At 69.5% G+C, this 25,694-nt stretch carries 26 protein-coding genes, 1 other RNA gene and 1 pseudogene; 13 read left to right on the forward strand and 15 right to left on the reverse strand.

The window, feature by feature from the left end:
• Positions 1-11 precede the first annotated feature (11 nt).
• The 4 genes and pseudogenes from K4L06_RS16880 to lexA form a co-directional block, all read right to left on the reverse strand.
• Positions 12-3,164 carry an error-prone DNA polymerase gene (locus K4L06_RS16880; protein WP_221672498.1) on the reverse strand — a complete coding sequence of 1,051 codons (3,153 nt, stop codon included), beginning with the start codon at positions 3,162-3,164 and terminating at the stop codon, positions 12-14.
• Positions 3,161-4,636, reverse strand: coding sequence for a DNA polymerase Y family protein (locus K4L06_RS16885; protein ID WP_221672499.1), 1,476 nt, complete (start codon positions 4,634-4,636; stop codon positions 3,161-3,163). Before K4L06_RS16885 ends, K4L06_RS16880 begins: the two co-directional genes overlap by 4 nt.
• 139 nt (positions 4,637-4,775) lie before the next feature.
• A pseudogene (gene imuA, locus K4L06_RS16890) lies at positions 4,776-5,414 on the reverse strand (translesion DNA synthesis-associated protein ImuA); the annotation flags it as partial.
• Between the two features lie 5 nt (positions 5,415-5,419).
• Positions 5,420-6,097, reverse strand: a complete 678-nt coding sequence (gene lexA, locus K4L06_RS16895) for a transcriptional repressor LexA (RefSeq protein ID WP_221672501.1) — start codon at positions 6,095-6,097, stop codon at positions 5,420-5,422.
• A gap of 330 nt (positions 6,098-6,427) precedes the next feature.
• Between lexA and K4L06_RS16900 the strand changes: the two genes are divergently transcribed.
• From K4L06_RS16900 to K4L06_RS16915, 4 genes are all read left to right on the forward strand, one after another.
• Positions 6,428-7,087 (forward strand): MarR family transcriptional regulator, encoded by a 660-nt coding sequence (locus tag K4L06_RS16900; RefSeq protein WP_221672502.1) that lies wholly within the window; start codon positions 6,428-6,430, stop codon positions 7,085-7,087.
• 62 nt (positions 7,088-7,149) lie between these two features.
• On the forward strand, positions 7,150-7,593 hold the full coding sequence (locus K4L06_RS16905; protein ID WP_221672503.1) for a DUF393 domain-containing protein: 444 nt from the start codon (positions 7,150-7,152) through the stop codon (positions 7,591-7,593).
• A 10-nt stretch (positions 7,594-7,603) separates the two neighbouring features.
• Positions 7,604-9,136, forward strand: a complete 1,533-nt coding sequence (locus K4L06_RS16910) for a TIGR01777 family oxidoreductase (protein WP_221672504.1) — start codon at positions 7,604-7,606, stop codon at positions 9,134-9,136.
• Positions 9,105-9,806, forward strand: a complete 702-nt coding sequence (locus K4L06_RS16915) for a DUF4166 domain-containing protein (RefSeq protein ID WP_221672505.1) — start codon at positions 9,105-9,107, stop codon at positions 9,804-9,806. The genes K4L06_RS16910 and K4L06_RS16915 overlap by 32 nt, the downstream gene beginning before the upstream one ends.
• Positions 9,807-10,333: 527 nt before the next feature.
• On the opposite strand, the gene K4L06_RS16920 is transcribed toward K4L06_RS16915, so the two are convergent.
• Positions 10,334-10,810 carry an RES family NAD+ phosphorylase gene (locus K4L06_RS16920; RefSeq protein WP_221672506.1) on the reverse strand — a complete coding sequence of 159 codons (477 nt, stop codon included), beginning with the start codon at positions 10,808-10,810 and terminating at the stop codon, positions 10,334-10,336.
• A gap of 34 nt (positions 10,811-10,844) precedes the next feature.
• Positions 10,845-11,453, reverse strand: a complete 609-nt coding sequence (locus K4L06_RS16925; protein WP_221672507.1) for an antitoxin Xre/MbcA/ParS toxin-binding domain-containing protein — start codon at positions 11,451-11,453, stop codon at positions 10,845-10,847.
• 530 nt (positions 11,454-11,983) lie between these two features.
• Here K4L06_RS16925 and K4L06_RS16930 point away from each other — a divergent pair.
• Both K4L06_RS16930 and K4L06_RS16935 read left to right on the forward strand, forming a co-directional pair.
• Complete coding sequence (locus K4L06_RS16930) at positions 11,984-12,421, forward strand: GNAT family N-acetyltransferase (protein ID WP_221672508.1); 438 nt, start codon at positions 11,984-11,986, stop codon at positions 12,419-12,421.
• Positions 12,422-12,673: 252 nt separating this feature from the next.
• A complete protein-coding gene (locus tag K4L06_RS16935) occupies positions 12,674-13,144 on the forward strand; it encodes a hypothetical protein (protein ID WP_221672509.1) in 471 nt (156 codons plus the stop codon).
• Between the two features lie 33 nt (positions 13,145-13,177).
• Here the strand turns inward: K4L06_RS16935 and K4L06_RS16940 are convergent, their stop codons facing one another.
• From K4L06_RS16940 to K4L06_RS16955, 4 genes are all read right to left on the reverse strand, one after another.
• A complete protein-coding gene (locus K4L06_RS16940; protein WP_221672510.1) occupies positions 13,178-13,987 on the reverse strand; it encodes a hypothetical protein in 810 nt (269 codons plus the stop codon).
• A 245-nt stretch (positions 13,988-14,232) separates the two neighbouring features.
• Complete coding sequence (locus K4L06_RS16945; protein WP_221672511.1) at positions 14,233-14,871, reverse strand: hypothetical protein; 639 nt, start codon at positions 14,869-14,871, stop codon at positions 14,233-14,235.
• A gap of 251 nt (positions 14,872-15,122) precedes the next feature.
• The gene (locus tag K4L06_RS16950; RefSeq protein WP_221672512.1) at positions 15,123-15,347 is read right to left on the reverse strand and encodes a hypothetical protein; all 225 of its coding nucleotides are present in this window, start codon (positions 15,345-15,347) and stop codon (positions 15,123-15,125) included.
• Between the two features lie 111 nt (positions 15,348-15,458).
• Positions 15,459-16,541, reverse strand: a complete 1,083-nt coding sequence (locus K4L06_RS16955; RefSeq protein ID WP_221672513.1) for a hypothetical protein — start codon at positions 16,539-16,541, stop codon at positions 15,459-15,461.
• Positions 16,542-16,769: 228 nt separating this feature from the next.
• On the opposite strand from K4L06_RS16955, the gene K4L06_RS16960 reads away from it, so the two are divergent.
• On the forward strand, positions 16,770-17,720 hold the full coding sequence (locus tag K4L06_RS16960) for a hypothetical protein (RefSeq protein ID WP_221672514.1): 951 nt from the start codon (positions 16,770-16,772) through the stop codon (positions 17,718-17,720).
• 30 nt (positions 17,721-17,750) lie between these two features.
• Here the strand turns inward: K4L06_RS16960 and K4L06_RS16965 are convergent, their stop codons facing one another.
• The 3 genes from K4L06_RS16965 to K4L06_RS16975 form a co-directional block, all read right to left on the reverse strand.
• The gene (locus K4L06_RS16965; protein ID WP_221672515.1) at positions 17,751-18,209 is read right to left on the reverse strand and encodes a GNAT family N-acetyltransferase; all 459 of its coding nucleotides are present in this window, start codon (positions 18,207-18,209) and stop codon (positions 17,751-17,753) included.
• A 253-nt stretch (positions 18,210-18,462) separates the two neighbouring features.
• Positions 18,463-18,816, reverse strand: a transfer-messenger RNA (tmRNA) gene (ssrA, locus tag K4L06_RS16970).
• A gap of 103 nt (positions 18,817-18,919) precedes the next feature.
• Positions 18,920-19,291: a helix-turn-helix domain-containing protein gene (locus K4L06_RS16975; protein ID WP_031373591.1), complete on the reverse strand. Its 372-nt coding sequence runs from the start codon at positions 19,289-19,291 to the stop codon at positions 18,920-18,922.
• Positions 19,292-19,376: 85 nt separating this feature from the next.
• Between K4L06_RS16975 and K4L06_RS16980 the strand changes: the two genes are divergently transcribed.
• The 3 genes from K4L06_RS16980 to K4L06_RS16990 are packed head-to-tail and all read left to right on the forward strand — an operon-like array spanning position 19,377 to position 22,399.
• Positions 19,377-19,793 (forward strand): hypothetical protein, encoded by a 417-nt coding sequence (locus K4L06_RS16980; protein ID WP_221672516.1) that lies wholly within the window; start codon positions 19,377-19,379, stop codon positions 19,791-19,793.
• The gene (locus K4L06_RS16985) at positions 19,793-20,116 is read left to right on the forward strand and encodes a hypothetical protein (protein WP_221672517.1); all 324 of its coding nucleotides are present in this window, start codon (positions 19,793-19,795) and stop codon (positions 20,114-20,116) included. The genes K4L06_RS16980 and K4L06_RS16985 overlap by 1 nt, the downstream gene beginning before the upstream one ends.
• Positions 20,117-20,173: 57 nt before the next feature.
• Positions 20,174-22,399: a CHASE domain-containing protein gene (locus tag K4L06_RS16990; protein WP_221672518.1), complete on the forward strand. Its 2,226-nt coding sequence runs from the start codon at positions 20,174-20,176 to the stop codon at positions 22,397-22,399.
• Positions 22,400-22,600: 201 nt separating this feature from the next.
• On the opposite strand, the gene smpB is transcribed toward K4L06_RS16990, so the two are convergent.
• On the reverse strand, positions 22,601-23,113 hold the full coding sequence (gene smpB, locus K4L06_RS16995; protein WP_064749235.1) for an SsrA-binding protein SmpB: 513 nt from the start codon (positions 23,111-23,113) through the stop codon (positions 22,601-22,603).
• 157 nt (positions 23,114-23,270) lie between these two features.
• Between smpB and K4L06_RS17000 the strand changes: the two genes are divergently transcribed.
• Positions 23,271-23,735, forward strand: a complete 465-nt coding sequence (locus K4L06_RS17000) for a type II toxin-antitoxin system RatA family toxin (RefSeq protein WP_221672519.1) — start codon at positions 23,271-23,273, stop codon at positions 23,733-23,735.
• A complete protein-coding gene (locus K4L06_RS17005) occupies positions 23,732-24,010 on the forward strand; it encodes an RnfH family protein (protein WP_221672520.1) in 279 nt (92 codons plus the stop codon). The genes K4L06_RS17000 and K4L06_RS17005 overlap by 4 nt, the downstream gene beginning before the upstream one ends.
• A 175-nt stretch (positions 24,011-24,185) precedes the next feature.
• Here K4L06_RS17005 and bamE read toward each other — a convergent pair whose 3' ends face one another.
• The gene (bamE, locus tag K4L06_RS17010) at positions 24,186-24,587 is read right to left on the reverse strand and encodes an outer membrane protein assembly factor BamE (RefSeq protein ID WP_221672521.1); all 402 of its coding nucleotides are present in this window, start codon (positions 24,585-24,587) and stop codon (positions 24,186-24,188) included.
• Between the two features lie 221 nt (positions 24,588-24,808).
• Here bamE and fur point away from each other — a divergent pair, with 221 nt between their 5' ends.
• Positions 24,809-25,210: a ferric iron uptake transcriptional regulator gene (fur, locus tag K4L06_RS17015; RefSeq protein ID WP_064749231.1), complete on the forward strand. Its 402-nt coding sequence runs from the start codon at positions 24,809-24,811 to the stop codon at positions 25,208-25,210.
• Positions 25,211-25,694: the final 484 nt, after the last annotated feature.

The following is a 25,694-nucleotide window of genomic DNA, read 5'->3' on the forward strand; positions in this document are numbered from 1 at the left end:
GCCGCCGCGGCTCAATGGAAGTCGCGCGAATGGGTGCTGAGGTTGCCGAGCAGGGCGGTCAGGTCTTCCATGCGCGAGACGATCAGGTGCTGGACGCCGTCGACGCGCTCCAGGCGGGCGTCGATCGCCATCAGCCGCGCCTCGACCAGGACCCGGCGCTGGCGCTGGGCCAGGTCGCGCCAGACCACCGCATTGACCGTGCCGTCCTCGTCTTCGAGGCTGAGGAAGGTGACCCCGGCCGAGGTCTCGGGGTGCTGGCGCACCGTCACCAGTCCGGCGAAGCGCACCCGGCTGCCGTTCGCGGCCTGGGCCAGCTGCGAGGAGCGTCGGCAGCGCCGCGCGTGCAGGGCGCTGCGCAACAGCGACAGCGGGTGGCGGCCGAGGGTGGTGCCGAGCAATGCGTAGTCGGCGCGCACGTCCTCGCCGGCGCTGGGCAGCGGCAGCGCCACCGGCGCCTCGTCGCGGGCCACGCCGGCGAACAGCGGCAACTGGGTATCGACCCCGGCCACCGCCCAGCGCGCGCGGTGGCGGTGCCCGGCCAGCGCGCGCAGGGCGCCCGAATCGGCCAGCAAGGCGCGCACCCGCGCGTCCAGCGCCGCGCGCGCGCACAGGTCGTCGACGTCGCGCCACGGCGCCTGCGCGCGCGCGTCGCTGATCCGCTCGGCCGAGGCCTCGTCGAAGCCGGAGATCAGGCGCAGGCCCATCCGGATCGCATGCGGGTGCTTGCCGCCGCTGCGGCCGGGCAGGGCCTCCAGGGTGCAGTCCCAATCGCTGTAGCGCACGTCCACCGGCAACACCGTGACGCCGTGGCGGCGCGCGTCGTGCAGGATCTGGCCGTGGGTGTAGAAACCCATCGGCGCCGAATTGATCACCCCGCAGGCGAACGCGGCCGGGTGGTAATGCTTGAGCCAGCAGCTGACGTAGGCGATCAGGGCGAAGCTGGCGGCGTGCGATTCGGGGAAGCCGTAGCTGCCGAAGCCCTTGATCTGCTCGAAGATGCGGTGGGCGAAGTCTTCGCTGTAGCCGCGCTTCAACATCCCCGCGCGCAGTTTCTCGCGATGCGGCTCCAGCCCGCCGTGGCGCTTCCAGGCCGCCATCGAGCGGCGCAGCTGGTCGGCCTCGCCGGGCAGATAGCCCGCGGCGACGATCGCGATCTGCATTACCTGCTCCTGGAACAGCGGCACGCCGAGGGTGCGCTTGAGCACCTCGCGCAGCGCATCGGAGGGATATTCGACCAGTTCCGGATGCTTGCGCCGCTGCAGGTAGGGATTGACCATGTCGCCCTGGATCGGGCCCGGCCGCACGATCGCGATCTCGATCACCAGGTCGTAGAAGCAGCGCGGCCGCAGCCGCGGCAGCATCGACATCTGCGCGCGCGATTCGATCTGGAACACGCCGATGGTGTCGGCCTCGCAGATCATCCCGTACACCGCCGGGTCGTCGCCGCCGGCGTTGATCGAGCTCATGCTCAGTTCGCCCACGCCCTGGGCCTTGAGCGTGGCCAGGGTCTTGCGGATCGCGGTCAGCATGCCCAGGGCCAGGCAGTCGACCTTGAGCAGGCCCATGGCGTCGAGGTCGTCCTTGTCCCACTGCACCACGGTGCGCCCGTCCATGGCCGCGTTCTCGACCGGCACCAGGGTGTGCAGCGGGCGCTCGGAGATCACGAAGCCGCCCGGATGCTGCGACAGGTGGCGCGGGAAGCCGCCGTCGACCAGCAGCGCGCTCAGGCCCACCACCTTGCGCAGCAGCGGCGAGTCGGGGTCGAAGCCGCGCTCGCGCAGATGCTCGGGCAGGGGCACGTCCTCGCTCCAGCGGTCCAGGGTGCGCGCCAGCTCGCCGATCTGGTCCTGCGGCATGCCCAGCGCGGCGGCGATGTTGCGCACCGCGCTGCGGCCGCGGTAGCTGATCGCCACCGCGGTCAGCGCGGCGCGCTCGCGGCCGTAGCGTTCGAACACATACTGCAGCACTTCCTCGCGGCGCTGGTGTTCGAAGTCGACGTCGATGTCGGGCGGCTCGTTGCGTTCCACCGACATGAAGCGCTCGAACAGCATGCCCATCCGGGTCGGGTCGATCTCGGTGATGCCCAGGGCGTAGCAGACGATGGAATTGGCCGCCGAGCCGCGGCCCTGGCAGAGGATCTTCTCGCGCCGGGCGAATTCGACGATGTCGTGCACGGTGAGAAAGTAGGACTCGTATTCGAGTTTTTCGATGATGCCCAACTCGTGCGCGATCTGGCGCTGCGAGTCCTCGGGAACGCCTTGCGGCCAGCGCCGCAGCGCGCTGCGCGCGACCAGCTTGGGCAGCCAGCTCTTCGGCGTCTCGCCGGCCGGCACCAACTCGTGCGGGTACTGGTAGTCCAGGCCCTGTTTCAGGTCGAACCGGCAGCGCTCGGCGATGCGCAGGGTTTCGTCGAGCAGTTCGCGCGGATAGATCGCCGCCAGGGCCTTGCGGATGCGCAGATGGCGTTCGCCGTTCGGGAACAGGCGCCGGCCGGCTTCGGCGACGGTGCAGCGGTGGCGGATCGCGGTCATCACGTCCTGCAGGGCGCGGCGGCCGCGTTCGTGCATGTGCACGTCGCCCGCGGCGACGCAGGGCAGACCGTGCCGCGCGGCCAGGTCCCGCAACGCGGCCAGGCGCGCGTCGTCGTCGGCCCCGCGGTGCAGGCCGACCGCGACCCACAGCCGGCCGCCGAAGCGTTGCCGCAGCCAGGCCGCATGGGCCGCGTCGCGCTCGTCGCCGTCGGGCAACCACAGCGCCAGCAGGCCGTCGCAGCGGCCGTCGAAGTCTTCGCCCAGGCTGCGGTACTCGCCCTTGCCGGCGCGACGGCGGGCGAGGGTGATCAGGCCGCACAGGCTGGCGTAGCCGGCGTCGCGCTCGACCAGCAGCACCAGCTTAGGCCCGCCGTGGACGCGGATCTCGCTGCCGACGATCAGCGCCACGCCGGTGTCGCGCGCGGCCTGCCAGGCGCGCACGATCCCGGCCAGGGTGCATTCGTCGGTGATCGCCAGGGCGCGGTAGCCCAGGTCGCGGGCGCGTTCGAACAACTCCTGCGCGACCGAGGCGCCGCGCTGGAAACTGAAGGCCGACAGGCAATGCAGCTCGGCGTAATCGGGCAGGGGATCGGCCGCGCCTGCGCGGTCGTTTGCGGCGAACGGCGCGTTCATGCGAACCAGCCGTGCAGCAGGAACTCGCCGTCGCCGCCGGCATCGCGGTAGGCCCAGCCGCGCTGGCCGCGCGCGGTCTCGACCAGGTAATAGTCGCGGCGCACGTCGTCCTCGTCCCACCAGCCCGATTCGATCCGCTCCGGTCCGGCCAGCACGCGCAGGCCCGGATCGCGCAGCGGCACGGGTTCGTCCAGCAGCCAGCCCGGGCGCGGCGGCAAGGGTTCGACCGCCGCTTCCGCGCGCGGCGCCGGCGCATCGCCCGGCAGCGCGCGCCAGGCGCGTTCGGGACGGTGCTCGGCTTGCACCGCCAGGCCGGACACGGCCTCGTCGCCGAGTCGGGCGCGCAGGCGTTCGCGCAACTGGTCCCAGGGCACGGCCTGCTGCGTTCGCGGATCGAACAGGTCGCGCCGCGCCGGCACGAACGGCGGCAATTCTTCGGCGAGCAGGCGCAGGCCGATCGCCGGCGCCGGCAGTTGCGCCTGCTGCAGGCGGCCGCGGGCGAGTTCGAACAGCATCGCCGGGTCGCGCTCCGGCGCGAGCAGGCCGACCGCGACCTCGGTCTGGCGATGGCTGCGGCCGTGCAGGCCGGGCTCGTGTTCCAGCACCAGCACGAAGCGCGCCACGCCGCCGTCGCGGCCGGCCAGGTAGGCGGCCAGGTCGGCGGTCAGCCGGCGCAAGGGGAACAGCAGGGCCTGGCTGGATTCGACTTCGTGGCCGAGTTCGATCCGCGCTTCGAAACGGTCGGCCGGCTGGAAATAACGCAGCGGCGGCGCATCCAGGCCGCGCAACGCATCCAGATGGGTCAGCACCGCCGCGCCGAAGCGTCGCCCCAGCGGCGCGCGCGGCAACGCGAACAGCGCGCCGAGCCGGTGCAGCCCCATGCGTTGCAGCGCCTGCACGGTGTCGGCGTCGAAGCCGCTGCGTTCGATCGGCAGCTGCGCCAGCGCCGCTTCCAGGTGCGCGTCGTCGACCGCGGCGTGCTCGATCGCGGCGTGCTCGATCACGACATGTTCGCTGAGGTTGCTCAGCACCCGCGCCGCGTGCGGGTTCGGCGCGGCGACGATGCGATGGCGGAAGCCCAGTTCGTGCAGTTCGCTGCCCAGGCGCTGGCGCAACTGCGGCCAGGGTCCGAACAGGGCGCGGCTGCGGCCGACCTCCAGCACCACGGCGTGGGCGAATTCGGTGCTGACCTGGGAGCTGTAGCGATAGGCCCAGGCGGCGAGCAACTGGCGTGCGCGCTCGGTGCCGTCGGGGTCGTGGTCGACGGTGTCGAAGCCGTCGGCGATGGCCTGGGCCGCGATCAGCGACATGCCGGGCTTGAGCCCGAGCGCGCGCGCGGCGGCGTTGACCGCGTACAGGCGACGGCGCGCGCGCGGGCCGTCGACCAGGGCCAGCGCGCGCTGCGGCTGGGCGCGCTGGCGCAGTACCACGTCCAGCGCGAGTTGCGGCAACAGCAGGCAGGCCCAGCGCACGGCGGCGTCCTCAGCGGCGCGGCAGGGCGACGACGCTGGCGCCGGCGTTGCCGATGTTCGCGGGGGCGATGGGGCGGTCGTCCAGGCGGTCGTCCAGACGAATCGGCCCGGCCGCCGGCGCGAGGTCGGCATGGGAGGCATGCGGAAACGCGATCGGCCGGGTCGGCGCGTTGCCGCCGCGGCACTTGAGCACGCGCAACTGGCGCGGCGCGGCGTCGATGGCGATGCGCAGCGCGGCCGGCGAGGCGTTGCGCGCCGCGCCCGCATCGCGCATCACGAAGCCCAGGCATTGCCCGGTTTCGGCCGCGACCTGCAGCCGGCGCAGAGCGCGGTCGTCGGCGCGTTGCGGCCAGCACAGCACCGCCGCGCAGGCGCCCGAACGCAGGCATTGTTCGGCGGCCCACAGCGCCTCGCGCGCCGACGCGCGCACCCATTGCAGGCGCGACAAGCTCACCCCGGCGTTGCGCCAGGCCGGCGCGTACGGCAGCAGCGGCGGATCGACCAGGGCGATCATGCGTGCGGCCTGCGAAGACTGTGCCTGCGACGACTGGGCCTGCGAAAGCCGCGCCAACGCCGGCCACAGCAGTTCCAGTTCGCCGACCCCGGGCATCGGCAGCAGCAATTCGCTGAGCGCGGCCTCGGGCCAACCGCCGCTGGGCAGGGCGGCATCGAGCTCGGCCAGGCCGGTGGGCTGGGACGAAGGCGCGCGCTGCGCCGGCTGGCCGCGCCACAGCCGGCGCGCGTCGATCAGACCGTCGAGGGCGACCAGCTTGCCCATCGGCCTCAGCCCCCGCGCACCAGGCCGCAGTACAGGCCTTCGATGGCGAAATCGGCGTCGGCCGGGACCCGGATCGGCGCGTAGTCGGGATTGCGCGGCAGCAGTTCGATGCCGTCGGCGCCGATGCTCAAGCGCTTGATGGTGATCTCCTCGCCGATCCGCGCGACCACGACCTGACCGTGGCGCGCTTCGGAAGTGCGGTGCACCGCGACCAGGTCGCCGTCGAAGATGCCGTCCTCGCGCATCGAGTCGCCGCGTACCCGCAGCAGATAGTCCGGGCGCGGCGAGAACAGGCTGCGGTCGACCAGGACGTGGCGCTCGATGTCGGCGTCGGCGCCGATCGGCGCGCCCGCGGCGACCCGGCCGAGCAGAGGCAGGGCGTCGCGCGTCGGCGCGTCGGCGAGATAGGCGTCGCTGTCGTCGAAGCCGGCTGGGACCAGACCGGCCTCGACCAGCCCGGCCTCGACCAGCCCGGCCGGCAACAGGCGGATGCCGCGCGCGCGGCCCGGGCGCAGTTCGATCAGCCCCTGCGCCTGCAAGGCCTGCAGGTGGTAGCCGGCGGAGCGGTTCTGGCGGAAGCCGAAGCGCGCGCAGATTTCCTGCTGCGAAGGCGGCAGGCCGTCGGCGGCGATGCGCTGGTGCAGGTAGACGAGCAGGGCGCGGCGGAGGTCGGTGAGGCTCATGTACTAATTTTAGTAATAAGTCGGCGCGCCGGTAAGACGGGGCCGGAGCGCGGCCGACGGACGGAGGGGCGGATCGGTACAGCCTGGGCCGGTCTTGTCTCCCAACTTGCGACGCGGCGGCCCCTGTAGGAGCGGCGTGAGCCGCGACCCCAGATCGCGAAGATCTTGTATCCCTATGATCTGCCGGCCTTCGGCGTTACAGGCGTCGCGATCTCGGTCGCGGCTCACGCCGCTCCTACAGGGACCGAGCGCCCGCACCGACGAACGGGCATTGACGAACTTCACTGCCTTCATTAATTTCTGTCTAAACAGAAATAAGAGAAGGCCGCCATGTCCCTCAGCCCGCTGCAAGAACGCTTCATCCTCCACTGGGGCGAGATGGGCAGCCGCTGGGGCGTCAATCGCACCGTGGCCCAGATCCACGCCCTGCTGTTCCTGTCCGAGCGCGCGATCACCGCCGACGAGATCTGCGAGACCCTCAACCTGGCGCGCTCCAACGTCAGCACCAGCCTGCGCGAGCTGCAGTCCTGGAACCTGGCGCGGGTGGTGCACGTGCTCGGCGACCGCCGCGACCACTTCGAAACCTACAAGGACGTCTGGGACATCTTCCGCGCCGTGGTGCAGGAGCGGCGCCGGCGCGAGATCGAGCCGACCCTGACCATGCTGCGCACCGCCGTGCTCGACGGCGACAACGCCGCGGTGCCGCCCGACCAGAGCGACCCGCGCGATCGGGCCACCCTGGCGCGGATGCGCGAAGTGCTGGAGTTCATGGAGACCGGCACCAGTTGGATCGACGAGATGAACCGGCTCGATCCCAAGACCCTGATCAAGCTGCTGAAGATGGGCGCGCGCATCCAGCAGTTCGTGCGCGGCGCGGCCAAGCCGCTGCCCGAACCGCAGGCGCAGGGCGGCGGCGTGCTGTTCGCCGACGAAGACGAGGCCGCCGCGGCGCAGGCCCAGGCCGTGCCGCCGCGCGAGCGTCCGTCCTGAGCCTCGCCCCCTTTTTTGTCCATCAATTTCTGTAATTACCGAAATAACTGTAGGAGATGATCATGAGCAAGGATCCGATCCGCGACGCCGTCGAACCCGTGGTCGCCCTGTACGACCGCGCCTGCCCGCTGTGCCGCACCGAAATGCACCGGCTCAAGGCGCGCGACCGCCGCGACCGGCTGCGCCTGGTCGATATCGCCGCGGCCGACTTCGACCCCGCCGCCTGGGGCTTCGAACTGGAAGCGCTGCGCAACGCCCTGCACGTGCGCGGCGCCGACGGCCAGTGGCGGATCGGCGTGCCCGGCATCGCCGAGGCCTATCGCGCGGTCGGCCTGGGCTGGCTGACCTGGCCGTTGCGCGTGCCCGGCGCCGGCCGCGCCGCCGCGCGCGCCTATCGCTGGATCGCGCCGAACCGGCATCGCGTCTCGCGCTGGCTCGGCTATCGCGAAGCCGGCACCGAGCCGGCCCCGCGCTGCGACGACGGCCATTGCCCGGTGCATTACTGAGGACGCGGTCATGGACCTGCACACTCTGTTTCTGAGTCTGTTGCTGCTGCAGATCGCGATGGGCGCGCTGGACACCGTCGCCCATCACGAGCTGATGGAAAAACTCGCCAACCGGCGCAGCGCCGCGCTGGAACTGCGACTGCATGCGGCGCGCGGCCTGGTCTACGGCCTGCTGTTCCTGGTGTTCGCCTGGCTGCGGCCGCAAGGGCTGTGGCTGGCGGCGGTGTGGGCGCTGGTGCTGGTCGAGGTCGGCATCACCCTGTGGGACTTCGTGGTCGAGGACGCGACCCGCTTGCTGCCCAACAGCGAACGCGTGCTGCACACCATCCTGGCCGTCAACGGCGGGGCGATGTTCGCGGTCTACGCGCTGGCCACGCGCGGCGACTGGGGCTTGCCGAGCGCGCTGACGCCGGTCGCGCACGGCTGGATGTCCTGGGCCTTGAGCGCGGCGGCGCTCGGCATCGGCCTGAGCGCGCTGCGCGACGGCCTGGCCGCGCGCGCCAACGCGGCCGAACCGCCGCCGCGGCCGTTGCTGGGCGAGCATCCGCAGCAGCATTTCCTGGTCAGCGGCGGCACCGGCTTCATCGGCACCGCGCTGATCGAAGGCCTGCTCGCCGGCGGCCACCGCATCACCGTGCTCAGCCGCGATCCGCGCCGCGCCGCCTTGCGTTTCGGCGGCCGCGCGCGCTGCATCGCCGACACCGCCGAACTGCGCGACGACGAGGCCGTCGACGTGGTGGTCAACCTGGCCGGCGCGCCGGTGGTCGGCCGGCGCTGGAGCGCTGCGCGCAAGCGCGCCTTGCTCGCCAGTCGGGTCGGCACGACGCGTGCGTTGCGCGCCTGGTGCGAGCGCGCGCAGCGCCGGCCGGCCTTGTGGCTGCAGGCCAGCGCGATCGGCATTTACGGCGCACAGGCGCGCAGCGGCCCGGAGCGGCGTGCGCCCGAAGCCGTCGCAGACGATTTCGCCAGCGAACTGTGCGTGGCCTGGGAGCGCGCCGCTGCGCCGATCGCCGAGCAGGGCATGCGCATGGCGACGCTGCGCCTGGGCCTGGTCCTGCACCGCAGCGGCGGGATCCTGCCGATGCTGTCGCTGAGCGCGGCGCTGGGTTGCGCGGCCACGCTCGGCAGCGGCCGGCAGTGGTTCGCCTGGATCCATCTCGACGACGTGCTGGCCTTCGTCGAGGACGCGGTGCGCCACCCCGGCGTGCGCGGCGCCTACAACCTGGTCGCGCCGAGCGGCTGCACCCAGGCCGAGTTCGCCCGCGCCCTGGCGCGCGCGCATCGCCGCCCGGCCTGGCTGCGCGTGCCGGCCTGGCCGCTGCGCGCCGCGCTCGGCGAGATGGCGACCATGCTGCTCGACGGCCCGCAGGTCGAACCGCAGCGCCTGCTCGATCAGCGCCATCGCTTCGTACACGCCGGCCTGGACAGCGCGCTCGCCGTCCACGCGCCCGCACCGCATCTCGATCATGAGGGTGGAGAACACCCGGGGGAGTTCCATGGAACGGTCGAACATGGCCCGGCTGGCGCCGGCCGCCTGCGTTGAACCGGCGCTCGCCGGCAGCGATCGCGAACGCACGCCGGCGCCCGCCGCGCCGCCCGCCGCGCACGATCTGGCCGCGCTGCTGCGCGCCGCGCTGGGCCCGCGCTGGGCGCTGCTGCATCCGCATATCCGCGCGCGTTTCGCCCTGGCGCCGGAGGAGGGCCAGGCCGAGTATTTCGGCACCATGCACCAGGTGCGCTGCACCCGCTTAGGCGGCCTGTTCGCGCGCTTGATCCGCTACGCGCGGGTGCTGCCGCACCACAACGCCGAACAGGTGCCGTTCCGCTTCGACGTGCAGCCTCTGCGCGAGGGCCTGGGCTGGCTGAAGACCCGCACCTACCACTTCGCCGACGAAGTGTTCAGCTTCCGCTCGCGCATGAGCCTGGGCCGCGACGGCGAGTTGCTGGAGCGGTTCGGCGGCGGCCTGGGCATGCGGGTGCGGCTGGAAGTGCTGCCGAACCGGCTGGTGTTCGTCGACGACGGCTATTTCCTGCACTGGCGAGGCTGGCGCCTGCCGCTGCCGCGTCCGCTTTGGCCGGGCCGCTTCGTTCTCGTGCATAGGGATCTGGATGCGACGCGCTTCGAAGTCAGCATCGACGTCGCGCATCCGTGGTTCGGGCCCTTGTTCCACCAGGACGGAACGTTCGAGCGCATGGAGAGCGCGCGGGGCTGAAACGGCGGCAGGGAATCCGCCGGACAGGGGGGGGCAGGGAAGCGGCGACAGGGAACGTAACTCCGGGCCAGGGACGGCCGAGGCGAATCGCGACGAAACCCGCCTGTCGCGGAAAAACCTACTGCCGTTGCTGACTGGGCAGTCTGCGATGAAACCCCGTTGTCGCCATCCCCGCGAAGGCGGGGATCCAGGGCTTCATCGATGCATGACGCTGAAGTCTCTGGATGCCCGCCTGCGCGGGCATGACGGCTTGGGGGCGAAAACCCACTGTCGTGGCTACGACTGAGAACCGAAGGGACGGAGGGGGTTAAGCTGGCTTAACCCCCTCCGTCCCTTTCCGCGTCCGCCTGCACAGGCATGACGAGACGAGCGAACGAAACCCACCTACCGTCATCCCCGCGAACGCGGGGATCCAGGGCTTCATCGCGACCAGACCCTGAAGTCTCGGAATGCCCGCCTGCGCAGGCATGACGAGGCGAGCGATCGCCGCGATCCCGCTGGCGGCGGTTCCGCGCCCAGATCCGCGCCTACGGCGCGCGGAACAACACGTTGTAATGGAACCGCCGCCCCGCGGTCGCGCGCAGCTTCTTCGCGTCGCGGTGCTCGGGATTGATCAGCGCGTTGTATTCCTCCGGCACGATCACCGACGGCACCAGCAAAATCGCCGAGGCCTGGCTGCTCAGCCATTGCGCGCCGACGCGCACGCTGGCCTGGCCGGCGGGCACCGCGTCCCAGCCGCCGGGCAAGTCGTGCGGCGTGAACTGCACGCGCGCCTTCCACACCGCGGCCGGCACCTCGATCGAGACCACGTGCCGGTTCAGGGGCAGACCGTGTGCGTCGACATAAGCGGCGGTTTCCAGCGCGGCCAGGGCCAGCGAGGTCGCGGTGTAGAGCACGCGCTGGCCGTCGTCGTTCCAGCGGCCCGGGTACTTGGCCGCGCCCGCGCCGCTCAGATCGTCGGCGCGGTAAGCGCGGGTTTCGGTAGCGATGCGCCAGAGTCTCATCGGCCGGGCCTCGTCCTTGCGGCGGCGCGGCGCGTCACTGGTAGGCGCCGCTTTCGAGCGAGCCGAGCAGGCGCGCGACCACGTCGAAACCGCTGGGCGTGTCCAGCAGATCGGCCGGACGACGGCCGCCCAGGGCCGGCTGCGGTTGCTCGATCCAGCGCCCCAGCCAGCGCGCCAGGTCGAACTCGCCGGCCTGCGCCGACACGCTGGCGTCGACGATCGACTGGGCGATCACCATCAACCGCAACAGCCCCAGCGCGGCCTGGCCGCCGGCGCCGGCGATGCGCGCCTGCTGCGCGGCCTTGTTCTCCGCGGTGGCCTTGGCGATGCCGAGGATGTTGAACATCCGCACCGCCGGCAATTCCATGCTCGCGGCCATGTCCTTGATCACCTGCGCCGGCACGCCTTCGCGCTCGACCGCGACCCGCTGCAGCGGCGTGGCCGTGCGCAGATAGCTGACGTAGCCCTTCAGCGTCGCCGGGCCGATGTCGGGCACCGGGTCCTTCAGCGAAGGCGCGCGCTTGCGCGCCGGGTAGGGCGCGTCGCGCAGATTGAGCGGGCTCTCGCGTAGCGTGGTCTTGCCCCGTTCCAGGGACTTGAGCGGCGGCTTGGCCGGCGAGGGCTTCTTGGCGGCTTTGGTCATGGGATGAGCGACGGAGTTGTCTGGATTGGGACTGACATTAGCATAAAATTAGACGCATTGCCCAATTTGGCGCGACCACCCCCGGCCCGGGCCGAGGGCCGGCGAGGCGACATGGCCTGGACGGGAGCGGTGCTAGATTCGGCCGCAGAACCTCGAATGCCGACCCGGAGCCGAACGATGGGCCCAGCGAAGCCGCTCTCCCGCCCAGCAGCCACGCCCGCAACGAACCAGTCCGCTTCGAAGCCGTCCGCCTCGAAGCCGCCCGCATCATCGTCGCCGGCGGCGCCTGCGGCGGATCATGCCCGCCTCGCCGCCGAACAGGCCGCGCTCAAGCGCGAACTCAGCCGCGTCTACGCCGAAGCCTGCGGCTGCAAACGTCGCGGCGAGCGCTGAGCCGCGGTCAACGGGACCTATGGCCGATACCGCGGCGCGGCGGTGTCGGCAGACTGCGTTGGCGGTCCCGGCGCCGACGGCGCGAACGGGGCGGCCTCGGCCGGAGAGCCACCGGCGTACGCCCGCCCCGGCCGACGATGACCGAAACGCCCGTTCTGCGGATCAGCACCGATCCGGCCGAGATCGACCTCGGCCGCGTCCACGATTTCCTGTCCAACCGAAGCGGCTGGGCGCAAGGCATCCCGCGCGCGACGCTGGAACGCGCGATCGCCCATTCGCTTTGTTTCTCCGGCCTGATCGGCACCGAGCAAGTCGCGTTCGCGCGGGTGGTGTCCGACCGCGCCACCTTCGCCAACCTGGTCGACGTGTTCGTATTGCCGCAACACCGCGGCCACGGTTACGGCAAGGTCCTGGTGCAGGCGGTGCTGGCGCACCCGCAACTGCAGGGCCTGCGCCGTTTCACCTTGGCCACCGCCGATGCGCACGGCCTGTACGCCCAGTTCGGCTTCGCCGCGCCGAGCCGTCCGCACACGCTGATGGAGCGCTATGCGCCGGACATCTACCGGGCCGGCTGAGCCGGGCGCAGGCTCTGAGACACCGCCCGACTACACTGGCCGGGAGCCGACGAGCGGGGCCGCGATGCGGTCTGGCAGGCCCGATTCCGGTCGCAGCGCCATATCGCGCAAAGTCGCAGCGTCGCGGCCGCCGTCTCCACGCCGCCAACATCCCGGTCGTGCTGAACTCGCCACTTGCGGTTGCTATGCTTCGCGCCGGTCGCCGGCCCGAGGGGGCGCCGTCGCCTTCAATGCAGTAGGTAAGGAGTCGCCATGAATTGCCGCTCACGCATCCTGATCGCCGGTCTGGGCCTGACCTTGATCGCTGCGCTGCCGGCCCAGGCCCAGCGCCAGCGCGGCGGCGGCAAGGCCAACGCCGACCGGGCGGTGTACGACGCGGCCATCGAGCGCGCCTCGCGCGTCTGCCCCGACCACAGCGCCGAGCGCACCGGCCCGGGCATCCGCTCGATCCCCGCCAGCGCCCTGCGCATGATCGAACAGCGCGACTTCGTCCTCTGCCCGGACCTGCGCCTGGACGCCCAGACCCCGGTGGTCTGGTACGGCCGCCAGGGCGTGTTCGCCTGGAACCCGCAGGCGCGCGGCGCGGTCAAGCTGCTCGCGACCAAGGCCGGCGCCTACGCCCGCGACAACTCCTTCCCCAAGCAAACCGTGGTCTGGAAGCCCAGCGGTAAAGAGGCCGAAGGCGCGTTGGTGCCGACGTTCCGCGGGCGGATGGTGCGCTGAGTTCGAGCGAGTCAGGGCCGCGCTAGGCCGCGCTTACTGCCAATGCTGCAACGTCGGCGGCTTCGTGCCGCCGGCCGGGTCCAAGGACGCGGCGTTTCGCGCCTGCGATGCCGGCGACACCGGGAACTGAGTGCGCGCGACCGCCGATATGCGCTCGTAGGTATCGCCGAACGCGTCGAAGTAGGAACAGTCCCGCAGCCCGCCGTCGAGCCGGTTGAGGTGATGCGCGCACTGGGAAACGCCGGCGTTCCACAGGCCTTCGTTGCGCGCGTCGAGTGCCGGTAGCTGCCCTTGCTGGATTTGCGCCTGGACGCCTTTCAGCGTTTCCGGGATTTGCCGCTTGGCTTCGCAGGCGATGTGGTACAGCGCGAGCACGGCCTTCAGATCCTGCGCCTGGAACGACAGCGTCGCATCCTGCACCGCATGGAACAGATCGATGGCGATGCAGGTCTTGGCCTGCGCGACCTCGAGCAAGCGCGGCGCGGTGTGGATCTGGAAACGATCGATCCCAGCCTCGTTCCAGTCCGGGTCGATCTCGCGCACGATGCGCTTGGCGCCGGTGCGGTCCAACGCCAGGCGCGCGGTATTGATGTCTTCCATCATGTCCTGGAACACCAACACCAGGGTCTGCTTGATCCGCTCGCTGCGGTGCAACTGCTGGCGATGCCACAGCCAGAACGCGCCCAGCACGGCGATGACCGCGGTGCAGACGCCGGCGACCGCGTTGACCACGTAATCCGGCAACGGCTCCAGCCACGGCATCGCCAGCACGACGCTGGCCAGAAAACCGAGGCACGCGCCGGCGGCGGTCCAGATCGTCCTTGTCTGCCAGGGGGTTCCCATGACCCGGCTCCTTGGGCGTGCGCCCGTGGCTTCGTAGCGATTCTATGACTGTGGGCGCATCCAAGTGCCAGTGTGGCATCGCCCTCAGACCGTCGTGACACGGATTGGCCCCGCAATAAAGTTTCGATAGGGCGATCCGAGCGCGAAGGCCGCTCCTGAGGACCGCCATTGCCAGGAGTGGGGGCTTCGATTGAAGAACAAGCCGATCCGATGGGGCGAGCTTGGTTACTCGTTAAGGGGGGGCACTATTGTGATTCTTTGCACATCGATCCCTGGCAGTCGATTAGCAAAGAACGCCCGGTAGATGGACAACTCGCCCGGTACGTGTTGTCACTGATGAGCGATACTCCGCCGGCTCCGCAACCTCGTTCTGATGCGTACCTCAGCGCAGCTTCGTATGCGGTTCCGCCCTGTGGAGCCGCGGTTTCTTGTGTCGCGGTGGCAACGGAAACAGGCTCGGTGCGAGCCGAGGTCTGGTCGAACACATAAATCGCCAGACCTGAGCCGGCCTTACGATAGCTGGCGACGCTTGATCCTATCCCGAATGCCGAATTGCCACTGGCCCACGCGTTACCTACACCGACGCTGCCGTTGTATTGGTCGCCTACGTTCTGCAGAAGGACGCCATTTGCACCATATTTAGCGGCTTCGATTTTCAGTCGTTCGACAGCCTTGTTTGTCTTCTGTTGAGCAGTGATAGCCCAAGAGGCGTCGCTGTTCGATTCGAGTATGGCGATTTTTTCGAAGCGTTCTGGTGGGTCTACGTAGAGCCTCACCTGGCTTGGGTCAATTGGCGGTCTTGCAGTTCCAACGAGAATGCTGGACGAAACGCATCCGGTCGCGCCGACGATGAGCGCGAGTAAGATCAGGCAATTACGAAACATCGGCCCCCTCCATTTCGTTGATTTCACCTACGCGTTGAGCATTGGCGGCTTTGCCCGAAGGTCGCGCGCGAGCGTGCGCCTCAAACGCTAAAACGTTGTCACGGGGTCTAAACGGCAAACTCCGGTGAGTTAGGCCAGGCTTTGCAGGCCGGTTCAGGGCATCGATCCTCGCCGACAGCTTTTCGGCCAGCGCCCACAACATTCCGTCCGTCCATCTTTCCAAGATGTCTTCCCTTTCTGAGGTCGCTCGATCAACCTTGCGCGCGGTATTGATGTCTTCCATCATGTCCTGGAACACCAACACCAGGGTCTGCTTGATCCGTTCGCTGCGGTGCGGTGCAGACGCCGGCGACCGCGTTGACCACGTAATCCGGCAGCGGCTCCAGCCACGGCATCGCCAGCACGGCGCTGGCCAGAAAACCCAGGCACGCGCCGGCGGCGGTCCAGATCGTCCTTGTCTGCCAGGGGGTGTCCATGACCCGGTTCCTTGGGCGTGCGCCCGTGGCGATGGCCCGATTCTATGCCTGCGGAAGCGACGGGAGAGAAGCGGCGTGCCCGGACGACTCTGCGGGGCGAAGCTCCGCCGATCAGTCGGCGATGCCGAAGCGTTGCTTGAGCCGGGCGATCGTATCGATCCAGGACGCGGCGCGCGGGCGCGCCACGCTGTTCTGATTGCCGAACAAGCCGGGTTCGTGGATCGCCTGCGCCAGCGGCACGGTCTTGATCCAGTCCACCCCGACCACGTATTCGGCGTTCTCCGGGTCGTCGGCATAGCGCGTGGTCTTGGCGATCGCCGGCGCGACTTCGACGATGGGGCGCGTCACGCCGTCGACCACGACCTTGAAGTCGTCGACCGGCACGGCTTTGGACACCACCCGGCCGACGCCTACATAGCCGCGCTTGGGGCTGCGCACCCAGATCCGGTCGCCGGGGTTGAGCAGGTTGAGGGTGCGCGTGTACCACGAGCCGCCGCCGGCGGCGAAAAAGCCGTACTTGCTGGCTTCTTCCCAGGAGCGGTCGGGGTACTCGCCGAAGCTGGCGTAGAACTCGCGGTTCCAGCCGGCCTGGTCCGGCGTCGGCGACGGCGCCTCGGTGGGGTCGCGCAGCCAGGCGCGGGCCAGGTACTCGCGGTCGCCGTCGCGCATCACGTGAACGAATACGGCGTTGATCGGCAATTCGTAATGTTCGGCCAGGTAGTCGCACAGGCGCCGCGTGCGCTCGTCCATGCCGGCGACTACGAGCCACAGTTCGTGGGTGGCATCCAGTTCTTCGGGCAGTTCGTGGCCGAAGCGCGCCTTGAAGGCCTGGTCCAGGGTCTGCCCGGCCGTGCGGTTGGGGTTGTACTTTTCGAACAGAGTGTTGAGATCGCCCAGACTCAGCTCGGCGACCCAGGCGCCGTAGTCGAGCAGCTGCGCCACCGCTTCGCGCCGGGCGATATCGCGCTTGAGCTCAAGCACGTACAACCGCCCGGCGCGGTCGATCGCGAGCAGGTCGATGCGCTCGTTGTCGAAGGCGTGAACCTCCTTGCCGACCAGCATCAGCTCCGGCGCGACGATGCTGAGGTCGCGGATCAGCCACTGCTGCAGCCGATTCTCCTTGTCCGACCCGCCCAGGGACAGGCGTTGCGGGCTGTCGCCGTCCACGCGCCAGACGCCGAATTCGATGCTCATGGGATTCCATTCCTTCCGGCCGGCGATCCCGGCGGCCTATTTTCTCCTGTGGCCGGTACAGCGCAAGCGCATTGCAAGACGTAACCAGAGCGCGCCGCGGGCGATGCTAATCTTGGTGTCCCGCTCATGCATGGACCGCATATGCTCGCCCGCTTGCGTCGTTTGTTCGGAGGTCCCGCCGCGGCCGCGAGTCCGGCGCTGATCGGGGTAGCGGCGCCGGAAGTGGCCATGCACTGGCAGGCGGACACGCGTCAGCCGATCCCGGATTGGGAGCGCCTGGCGCAAGCTGAGGACGGCTCATGGTCGGAGCCGTTGCGGGACGCTTACTGGACCCGGGCCGGCGAACACTGGCTGACGGCGCTGGCCGAGTCGCTGGGGCCGGACTACGGCCTGCAGGCCTCGGACCGCTTTCTGCTGCTGTCGGCCCTGTCGCCGGAGCAGGGCAGGGCGTTCCTGTCGTTCTGCGAATCGGCCCGGCGCCGGATCGTGCGCAACCTCGGCGAGCTCGCGCTGCCGCCCGGCGGCGGCAAGCATGTGTGCCTCATGTATGCCGATGAGGATGCGTATTACGACTACATCGCCCACTACTACCCGGACGGCGGCGAGTACGCCATGTCCGGCGGCATGTTCATCCGCGCCGGTTACGGGCATTTCGCCCTGTTCGAGGGCGATATCGACGCCATGCGCGCGACCATCGCCCACGAAATGACCCACGCCCTGCTGTCGCACCTGCCGATCCCGATGTGGCTCAACGAGGGCATGGCGGTCAACACCGAACACAGCCTGTTCCCGCAGTTGGCCGACCCTCGGACACAGCTCTACTCGCCGGCCGAGATCGCACGCAAGCATGCCGCGTTCTGGAACCCGCAGCGGATCCAGGAGTTCTGGTCGGGCGCCTCGTTCCTGCGCACCGACGACGGCAACCTGCTGTCCTACGATCTGGCCAAGAAGATGGTCGGGCTGGCGGCCGGCGATCACGCCGCCTTCGTCGCGTTCGTCCTGCAGACGCAGGCCTGCGATGGCGGCATCGCCGCCGCCGAGCGCCTGGGCTATCCGCTGGAAAACCTGGTGGTCGCGGTGCTGGGGCCGGGGAGCTGGGCGCCGCAGCCGCAAGAGTGGTCGGAGGTTCCCGAGACCGCGGCGACCGCAGCCGAGCCCGAACCCGAATCGCAAGTCTGATCGGCCTCGGAGCGCCACGGCGGAACGAGCTTATCGCTCCAGTTCCAAGCGCATGATGGTTTCGTCGAACTCGTCCTGCTCGACCACCCGGAAGCCGAAGCGTTCGAAGAACGGACGCATGATGTCGTGTCCTTCGACGTAGCAGACCGAGATCGCGCCGCAGTCGTCGCGCCGGCGGATTTCATCCAGCGCCAAGGCGACGGCGCGGGTGCCGATGCCCTGGCCCTGGCGGCTCGCGTCGACCATCAACTGGTCGATGAAGATCTCGTCCGGCCGGCCATTGCGCAGATTGGGATAGTACTGGAGGAAGCCGACCGGCTCCTCGTCGAGGTAGATCGCGCGGTTGACGTAATGCTGGTGGAACTTCGACGCGGCGATCGACTCGGAATTCAGCGCGACGTAATCCTCCTGCTCGCGGGTGATCTCCAGGCAGATCACCTGCACCCAGTTGTCGGCGGTGACCTCGCGCAGGCTGATGTTTGCGTTCATGCATTCGTTCTCCATAGGCGGCGATCGCGCCGACGCCCTACGCCCGCCTCGACGGCCACGGCAATAACGTTGAGGGCGGTGGAGTGCGGCGCAAGGAGTAGCACCGCAAGCGGCCCGGTTGGGCAAGGCCCGGCGCGATGCCGCGGCACGCAACGCTGCGAGTGTCGCTCGAAGCCGTCGCGCTGCGAGGACATCGGTGCGGTATGACCGGTCGCGCAAAAAAAAGCCCTCGATCGCTCGAGGGCTTTGGTATTGGTGGAGGTGGGCGGAATCGAACCGCCGTCCGAAGGCACTCCATCCCCGGCACTACATGCTTAGCGCTCCGTTGGATCTCGTCCCGGGACAGCACGGCGCGCAAAGCGCATCCCCGGACCAGCCTGCTATAGGTTGACCCGGAGCTGGCAGGCGGCCGCTCCGGGCGATTCCGTGATAGTGACCCTACGCTGCGAGCACGGACACAAGCAGTTTCGGGGCTTACGCCTTAAGCGGCGAGAGCGTAGTTGTCGTCGTTGGCAACTAGAAGTTTGCAGCTGGATTTACGAGGAAAGCTACCCCCTCGGCATGCGCCAAGCGATTTCGCGACCCCCGTCGAAGCCAGTGCACCCCCGGGGACAGCCAAACTGCGCTGACGTGTTCAGTATAGGGCCTGGCGGCGCGTTCTCAAGCACCGCGTCAGCGGTCGGCGGGCGGGGTTCAGCCGCGGCGCCGGCTCAGTTGCCGTCCAGCAGCTCGATCAGGGCGCGGCGCTTCTTGCGCGAGAGCTTGCGCATCAGGCCCATCAGGCGCAGTTCGTCGGGGTCGCTGTACTTGGCGGCGTTCTCGCGCACCGACAGCGATTTGCCTTCGATCGTGCCGCGGCCGGTGGCCAGCCATTCGAAGCTGACATGCTGCTGCACGGCGATCTGCAGCATGCGCTCGAGTTCGGGCAGGGCCAGGCCGACCAGCCATTTGCGGGCGGTCTCGCGGCTGACGTCGTAGTAGGCGGAGAGGGCGCCGGTGCGGGCCCGGCCCTTGGCGAATCCGGAAAAATCCAGGGCCTGGTGCAGGCGGTTGGCGAATTCTTGGTGGGGCGCGTTGGTCATGGGGTCTCGCCGGAGCATCCTGCAGGGCTAAACGTCGGCGCCGCCCGTCCCGGGCCGCCGGCCGAGGGGAGGATAGCGCAACTCATTGTTGCGTACCCCCTCGCCAAAACATCACTCTTTGCGGTCGTTGAAAAGAGCAATTTGTGGTGGTAAGTTGGCCTGGCATGGATGCAAGGCCGGAGATCAGGACATGGACTCGAAAGGCAAGGCGGGATCGCGACGCGGTTCCGGGCAGGGATCGCGACAGGCCGCACAGGACGAGGGCGCACCGCTGCCGCGGCTTGCGCCGGCGCGCGAGCCCAATCCCATCGAACGTTATATCGCCTGTTTCGCCACCGCGCGGGCGGCGGCCGAGGCGGCGGGGGTGTCGACCGCGATGCTGCGGCGCATGCGCGGGCGCGGTTACGTGTCGACCCGCGGCCGCGCGCTGGTGATGGCGCAGGCCTGCGGCTTCCGGATCCAGGCGGCCGAGTTGCTGGCCTTGCCGGCGGAGGCGAAGTGATGCGCGCGCGGCGGTGGTGGGCGGCGCTGGGACGGGTCGCGTCGGGCGCCTGGCGTCCGCTGCCGGGGCGTCCGCATGCGCCGTGGGGCGGGCGGATCGAACTGGCCCGGCGCGCCGACCGCAACGGCCGCGCGCTGCTGGAACTGGCCGACGAGATCGAGCGCTTCCTGGCCTGCCAGCAGTGGGAGGGAAGGCCGGTGAGCCTGCAGCGGCACTGGCCGCGGCTGTGCCGGCAGGTCGCCGCCGAACACCTGGAGTGCATCAACCGGCTGATGCTGGACGGCGCCTGGGACGAGGAAAACGCGGCACGGGGCAAGGATTGAGCGCCCGGCGGCGGGCGTGAGTGCGGCGCACACGAAGGGGCAGGTATGCTTGATCGGATGACGACGAGCGATCCGGCCGAGCACGCCCCTTCGGCGTCCGGCGACGACGATGCCGAGCTGAGCGGGCTGATGCCGCGGCGCGGCTACCTGTTGGCGCTGGGCGTGTTGATCGGTTCGCTGATCCTGGTGTTCACCGCCTGGCGCATCGCCCGCGACCGCGAGTTGCGTTCGGCCCAGGCCGAGTTCGTCGGCCGCACCGTGCAGGTCACCGAGCTGATCCAGCAGCGCCTGGTCAATTACGAACTGGTCGCGCGCGGCGGCGTGTCGTTGTTCGCGTCGGTGCAGCGGCCGACCGCCGAGCAGTGGCGCGCCTACGTCGACGGCATGAACATGCAGCGCCGGTTTCCGGCGACGCTGGGGCTGGGCTTCGCCGGTTACGTGCCGCAACGGCTGTTGGTGCAGTTGCAGAGCGAATGGCGCGACGCCGGCTACGGCCTGCTGACGGTGCGTCCGCAGGGCATGCGTGAGGTGTACGCGCCGATCCTGTTCCTGGAGCCCAGCACCCAGGCCAATGCCGCCGCGGTCGGCTACGACGTCTATTCCGAAGCGGTCCGGCGCGAGGCCATGGCCGCGGCGATGGACACCGGCCAGGCGCGGCTGTCGGGCAAGATCCACCTGATCCAGGACGGCCCGCAGGCGCAGGCGAGCGGGCTGCTGCTGACCCTGCCGGTGTATCTGGGCGGCGGCCGGCCGCAGTCGCCGTCGCTGCGCCGGGCCGAGATGCAGGGCTGGGTCTACGTGCCGTTCCGGATGGAGCGCTTCGTCCAGACCACGCTCGGCGGCAGCCACGACGACATGCTGTTCCGGATCTACGACCGCAGCGGCGGACGCGACACGTTGTTGTACGAGGCGCCGGGCATGAAGGGCCAGGCCGCGGCGTTCGTGCATCGGGTCAGCTTCGACATCTACGGCCGCAGTTGGCGGATCGACTACCAGTCCGCGCCGGTGGAGCAGGCGGTGCCGCGCTTGAACGCGCTGCGCAACATGTTCGCGCTGGGGCTGTTCTCTTCGTTGCTGCTGTACGGCATCGCCTTGATGCTGGCGCGCACCGAGTCGCGCGCGCGCAACATCGCCGTGCGCATGACCGAGGACTTCCGCCGCAGCGAGGCGCGTTTCCGCAGCGCCATGCAGTACTCGGCGATCGGCAAGGCGCTGCTCGACAGCGAGGGCCGCATCGTCGACGCCAACCCCTCGCTGGCCGGGATCGTCGGCACCGGCATCGAGCCCTTGCGCGGGCGGCGTTTCGAGGACCTGCTGGAGCGCGACGACGGCGACGGCGCGGAGGAGGGCGACGGCCGCACCGACGAGGACGGCGTGCACCGCGCCACCCGGCGCCTGCATCGCGAGCACGGCGTCGCCCGCCAGGTGCAGCTGACCTATTCGCCGGTGCCGGGCAACGTCGGCCAGGACATCACCGGCCTGGTCCAGGTCGAAGACGTCACCGAGCGCCTGCGCGCCGAGGCGCGGGTGCACGCGCTCAACCGCACCCTGGAGGCGCGCGTGGCCCTGCGCACGCGCGAGCTCAGCCAGGCCAATCAGGAACTGGAGGCCTTCGCCTACAGCGTCTCGCACGACCTGCGCGCGCCGCTGCGGGCGATCGACGGCTTCAGCCGCATCCTCGGCGAGAAATACGCCGGCCAACTCGACGCGGCCGGCCGCGACTACCTGGGCCGGGTGCGCAAGGCGGCCTCGCGCATGGGCGACCTGATCGACGCGCTGCTGAAGATGTCGCGCCTGTCGCGCGGCGAACTCAAGCACGAGAGCGTGGACCTGAGCCGGGTCGCGGCGGAGCTGATCGAAGAGCTGCGCCTGGCCGAACCGCAGCGTGCGGTCGAGGTGCGGATCGACCCGGGCATGCGGGTCATCGGCGACACCTCGCTGCTGCGCAACCTGCTCGGCAACCTGCTCGGCAACGCCTGGAAGTTCAGCCGCGACCGCGATCCGGCGCAGATCGCCTTCGGCCTGCGCGAGCTGCCCGGCGGCGGGCGCGAGTTCTTCCTCAGCGACAACGGCACCGGCTTCCCGCAGGCCTATGTCGACAAGCTGTTCCGGCCGTTCCAGCGCCTGCACAACGTCGAGGATTTCGCCGGCCACGGCATCGGCCTGGCCTCGGTCAAGCGCATCGTCGAGCGCCACGGCGGCACGATCCGCGCCGAGGGGCGCGAAGGCGAGGGCGCGACGTTCTACTTCACCCTGCCGTTGGAGACCGCGCGCGGGGAGTGAGGGCGGTCGGGCGTCCGCGGCGTCGATGCGCAGCGGTGCAGGTGCGGTTTCTGCGGCGTGCCGGGTCGCGGCTTATGACCGAAGGAAATCCCCTTGGGACGCCGCTCCTACAGGAGAGGCCAGCGTCGCTCGATGGCGTCGCTATCGGGTTTCTGCGCGTCCCGGGTCGCGGCTTACGCCGCTCCTACAGGGGGGGCGGAGTCAGGCGTCGCGGTTGTGGCGACGCATGACCCGCTGCTTCTCGCGCGCCCAGTCGCGTTCCTTGCTGGCCTCGCGCTTGTCGTGGGTCTGCTTGCCCTTGGCCAGGGCGACCTCGATCTTGACCTTGTTGCCCTTCCAGTACAGCGCGGTGGGCACCACGGTGTAGCCGTCGCGCTGGACCCGGCCGATCAGGTTGTCGATCTCGCGCCGGTGCAGCAGCAGCTTGCGGGTGCGGCGTTCCTCGGCGACGACATGGGTCGAGGCCGAGATCAGCGGGGTGATCTGCGAGCCGATCAGGTAGATCTCGCCGTGCAGGATCACGGCGTAGCTTTCGGTGATGTTCGCCCGTCCGGCGCGGATCGACTTGAGCTCCCAGCCCTGCAGGGCCAGGCCGGCTTCGAAGCGTTCCTCCAGGTGGAATTCGTGGCGCGCGCGCTTGTGCAGCGCGATGGTGCCGCCGGCGGCGCCCTTTCCTTTATCCTTGCCGGCCTTGTTGTTGGTGTTTTTAGCCATGCCGCGATTGTCTCCGATCCGGAGGCGGTTTGAGTAGCCGGCGGGGCGGCGGGGGGCTTCGCGGCCCTGCGGACCCTCGGCCGGCGATGCTTGCGGCAACGGGCGGCCCGGTCCGGCCGGCTTGAAACCAGCGTTGCGATCCCAACTAGCGAACACGATGCCTACCATCCGCCGCTCCGCCTTGGTCGAACACTCCGCCGCGCGCATGTTCGCGCTGGTCAACGACGTGGCCGCCTATCCGCGCCGTTTCGACTGGTGCGAGCAGGCGCAGATCCTGGAAGTCTCCGAGCAGCACATGGTCGCGCGGCTGGACCTGGGCCTGGGCGCGCTGCGGACCTGGTTCACCACCCGCAACAGCCTGTCGCCGCCGCATCACATCGAGTTGCAACTGGTCGACGGCCCGTTCCGCAAGCTCGGCGGGCGTTGGGAGTTCCATGCCCTGGACGAGTCGGCGTGCAAGGTCACCCTGACCCTGGAGTTCGAGCCGGCGGTGAAGCTGCTGGGCCCGGCGCTGGCGCTGGGCTTCCAGAGCCTGGCCGACCGCATGGTCGACGACTTCGTCCGCGTCGCCGACCGCGGCGCCGAGCCCGGCGCGCCGGTGGCCGGGGCGGCGGCGACGTGAAGATCGAGCTGGTCCGCGCCTGGCCGCGTCGCCACGAGGCCTTGACGCTGGAACTGGCCGAGGGCGCGACCGTGGCCGCGGCGCTGGCCGCCGCCGGCTGGCAGGACGCGCCTGAAACGGTCGCCTATGCGGTGTTCGGAGTGCGCGCCACGGCCGACACCGCGTTGCGCGACGGCGACCGGATCGAGTTGCTGCGGCCCTTGCAGCTCGACCCCAAGGAGGCGCGCCGGCGCCGCGCGGCCGACCGGCCGCTGAAGCCGCCGCCGAAGAAATAGCCCGGGGCGGTTGCGCACGGCCGGGCCGGCCAGTGTGCGAACGGGCGTGCTTTCGAGAACGGGCTGAGAGGCGCCGAGTGCCCGCACCGGCGCCGGAACGAGGCGCCACAATGAGGCGCCACAATGAAAGACGGCCGCCCTGCGGCGGCCGTTTCTGACGATGGACGGAGCGGGATCAGCTGCCGCGACGGCGCTTCTTGTCCTTTTCCTTGGCCAGGTTACGGCCGAACTGCTTGACCGAGGCCTTGGCGATTTCCGGATCCTGCTCGGCGAAGTAGTCGCCTTCCCACTTGGTCAGGGCGTCGTTCTCGAACCACAGGGTCAGGTTCTTGCGCGAGGTGTGGCCGAGGCGGTCCAGGCGCTGGGTCGAGGTGTAGTCCCAACGGTTCTGGTGGAACGGGTCTTCGATCGACGGGGTGCCGAGCAGGATCTGCACCTGCTGCTTGCTCATCCCGGTCTGGAGCTGGTCGACCGCGGTCTTTTCCAGCAGGTTGCCCTGGTAGATCGGCTGCTTGTAGATGATGCCGCAGCCGGCGGTGAGCACGGAAAGCGAGAGGACGAGCAGGAGCTTACGCATCGGGTCGGGGTCTGCGGCAGTCGAAGGCAACGGGGCCGATGATACACTGAAGCCCGCACCCACCAAGGGCGGGCACGGGCGCGCGGCGACCCCTCGCGTTCATCCGCCATTCCGGCCCAGCCAGCCCAGTCCGCTCAACGCGCAGGCGCTCGCGGCCTGGCCAGCCGGTCTAGACCCGGGCCCGATGCTTCGGGCCGCAAACGATCGCAAGGAACACCGCCATGGAATCGCAAGACCTGCGCAACGCCGGACTCAAGGTCACCCACCCGCGGATGCGGATCCTGGAGCTGCTGGAGCAATCCAAGCCGCGCCACATGACCGCCGAAGACATCTACCGGATGCTGCTGGAAAAGGGCGAGGACATCGGTCTGGCAACGGTCTACCGCGTGCTGACCCAGTTCGAATCCGCCGGCCTGGTGCTGAAGCACAATTTCGAAGCCGGCCAGTCGGTGTACGAGCTCGACCGCGGCCACCACCACGACCACATGGTCGACATCGACACCGGCAAGATCATCGAGTTCGAAAGCGCCGAGATCGAGGAACTGCAGCGCAAGATCGCGGCCAAGCACGGCTACGAGATCGAGGAGCATTCCTTGGTGTTGTATGTGCGCAAGAAGCGCTGAGGGGCTGGGAATCGGGAATGGGGAATGGGGAATGGGGAATGGTTCGAGCGGTTCTGCGCCGCTTGATCGTTCGTGATCCCTGAGCGGAACCGTCGATTTCCCTGGACGTTGGACTAGGCCCGCTCGATGCGGGCCTTTGTTTTTTGGGGGCGGGACGGATGAAGCCGGTTCCGATGCGGGCCGGGCTTCAATAGCGGGCTGGTTTCATCGGATCGCCCCGTGGGGCTTGGAGGCCCCAAGCCGTCGCTCACGCGAGCGCAGGCTCTGCTTTACTGCGGCGTAGCCGAACATCCACCGCCTTCGGCGGGCGGACGCTCCCGCTTCAGCGGGTGCAGGACGTCTTGCGTTCTCGCTCCAAACGCCCTGGATTCCCGCGTTCGCGGGAATGACGGTGAGGGGAGCGCGTGAAGAGGGAAGTGGGGTAGTCGCTGCGCGAAGGCAGGGACTGTGCGCCGACGGCCTTAAGAAAAGCGCGCGGAGCCTT

Source organism: Lysobacter sp. BMK333-48F3 (assembly GCF_019733395.1).
Taxonomy (GTDB): domain Bacteria; phylum Pseudomonadota; class Gammaproteobacteria; order Xanthomonadales; family Xanthomonadaceae; genus Lysobacter.

Bases quoted from the DNA above. Each gene is read 5' to 3' on its own strand.
- K4L06_RS16880 (WP_221672498.1), bottom strand. From the start codon at position 3,164: ATGAACGCGCCGTTCGCCGCAAACGACCGCGCAGGCGCGGCCGATCCC.
- lexA (WP_221672501.1), bottom strand. From the start codon at position 6,097: ATGAGCCTCACCGACCTCCGCCGCGCCCTGCTCGTCTACCTGCACCAG.
- K4L06_RS16900 (WP_221672502.1), top strand. From the start codon at position 6,428: ATGTCCCTCAGCCCGCTGCAAGAACGCTTCATCCTCCACTGGGGCGAG.
- K4L06_RS16905 (WP_221672503.1), top strand. From the start codon at position 7,150: ATGAGCAAGGATCCGATCCGCGACGCCGTCGAACCCGTGGTCGCCCTG.
- K4L06_RS16910 (WP_221672504.1), top strand. From the start codon at position 7,604: ATGGACCTGCACACTCTGTTTCTGAGTCTGTTGCTGCTGCAGATCGCG.
- K4L06_RS16915 (WP_221672505.1), top strand. From the start codon at position 9,105: ATGGCCCGGCTGGCGCCGGCCGCCTGCGTTGAACCGGCGCTCGCCGGC.
- K4L06_RS16920 (WP_221672506.1), bottom strand. From the start codon at position 10,810: ATGAGACTCTGGCGCATCGCTACCGAAACCCGCGCTTACCGCGCCGAC.
- K4L06_RS16925 (WP_221672507.1), bottom strand. From the start codon at position 11,453: ATGACCAAAGCCGCCAAGAAGCCCTCGCCGGCCAAGCCGCCGCTCAAG.
- K4L06_RS16930 (WP_221672508.1), top strand. From the start codon at position 11,984: ATGACCGAAACGCCCGTTCTGCGGATCAGCACCGATCCGGCCGAGATC.
- K4L06_RS16935 (WP_221672509.1), top strand. From the start codon at position 12,674: ATGAATTGCCGCTCACGCATCCTGATCGCCGGTCTGGGCCTGACCTTG.
- K4L06_RS16940 (WP_221672510.1), bottom strand. From the start codon at position 13,987: ATGGGAACCCCCTGGCAGACAAGGACGATCTGGACCGCCGCCGGCGCG.
- K4L06_RS16945 (WP_221672511.1), bottom strand. From the start codon at position 14,871: ATGTTTCGTAATTGCCTGATCTTACTCGCGCTCATCGTCGGCGCGACC.
- K4L06_RS16950 (WP_221672512.1), bottom strand. From the start codon at position 15,347: ATGGACACCCCCTGGCAGACAAGGACGATCTGGACCGCCGCCGGCGCG.
- K4L06_RS16955 (WP_221672513.1), bottom strand. From the start codon at position 16,541: ATGAGCATCGAATTCGGCGTCTGGCGCGTGGACGGCGACAGCCCGCAA.
- K4L06_RS16960 (WP_221672514.1), top strand. From the start codon at position 16,770: ATGCACTGGCAGGCGGACACGCGTCAGCCGATCCCGGATTGGGAGCGC.
- K4L06_RS16965 (WP_221672515.1), bottom strand. From the start codon at position 18,209: ATGAACGCAAACATCAGCCTGCGCGAGGTCACCGCCGACAACTGGGTG.
- K4L06_RS16975 (WP_031373591.1), bottom strand. From the start codon at position 19,291: ATGACCAACGCGCCCCACCAAGAATTCGCCAACCGCCTGCACCAGGCC.
- K4L06_RS16985 (WP_221672517.1), top strand. From the start codon at position 19,793: ATGCGCGCGCGGCGGTGGTGGGCGGCGCTGGGACGGGTCGCGTCGGGC.
- K4L06_RS16990 (WP_221672518.1), top strand. From the start codon at position 20,174: ATGACGACGAGCGATCCGGCCGAGCACGCCCCTTCGGCGTCCGGCGAC.
- smpB (WP_064749235.1), bottom strand. From the start codon at position 23,113: ATGGCTAAAAACACCAACAACAAGGCCGGCAAGGATAAAGGAAAGGGC.
- K4L06_RS17000 (WP_221672519.1), top strand. From the start codon at position 23,271: ATGCCTACCATCCGCCGCTCCGCCTTGGTCGAACACTCCGCCGCGCGC.
- bamE (WP_221672521.1), bottom strand. From the start codon at position 24,587: ATGCGTAAGCTCCTGCTCGTCCTCTCGCTTTCCGTGCTCACCGCCGGC.
- fur (WP_064749231.1), top strand. From the start codon at position 24,809: ATGGAATCGCAAGACCTGCGCAACGCCGGACTCAAGGTCACCCACCCG.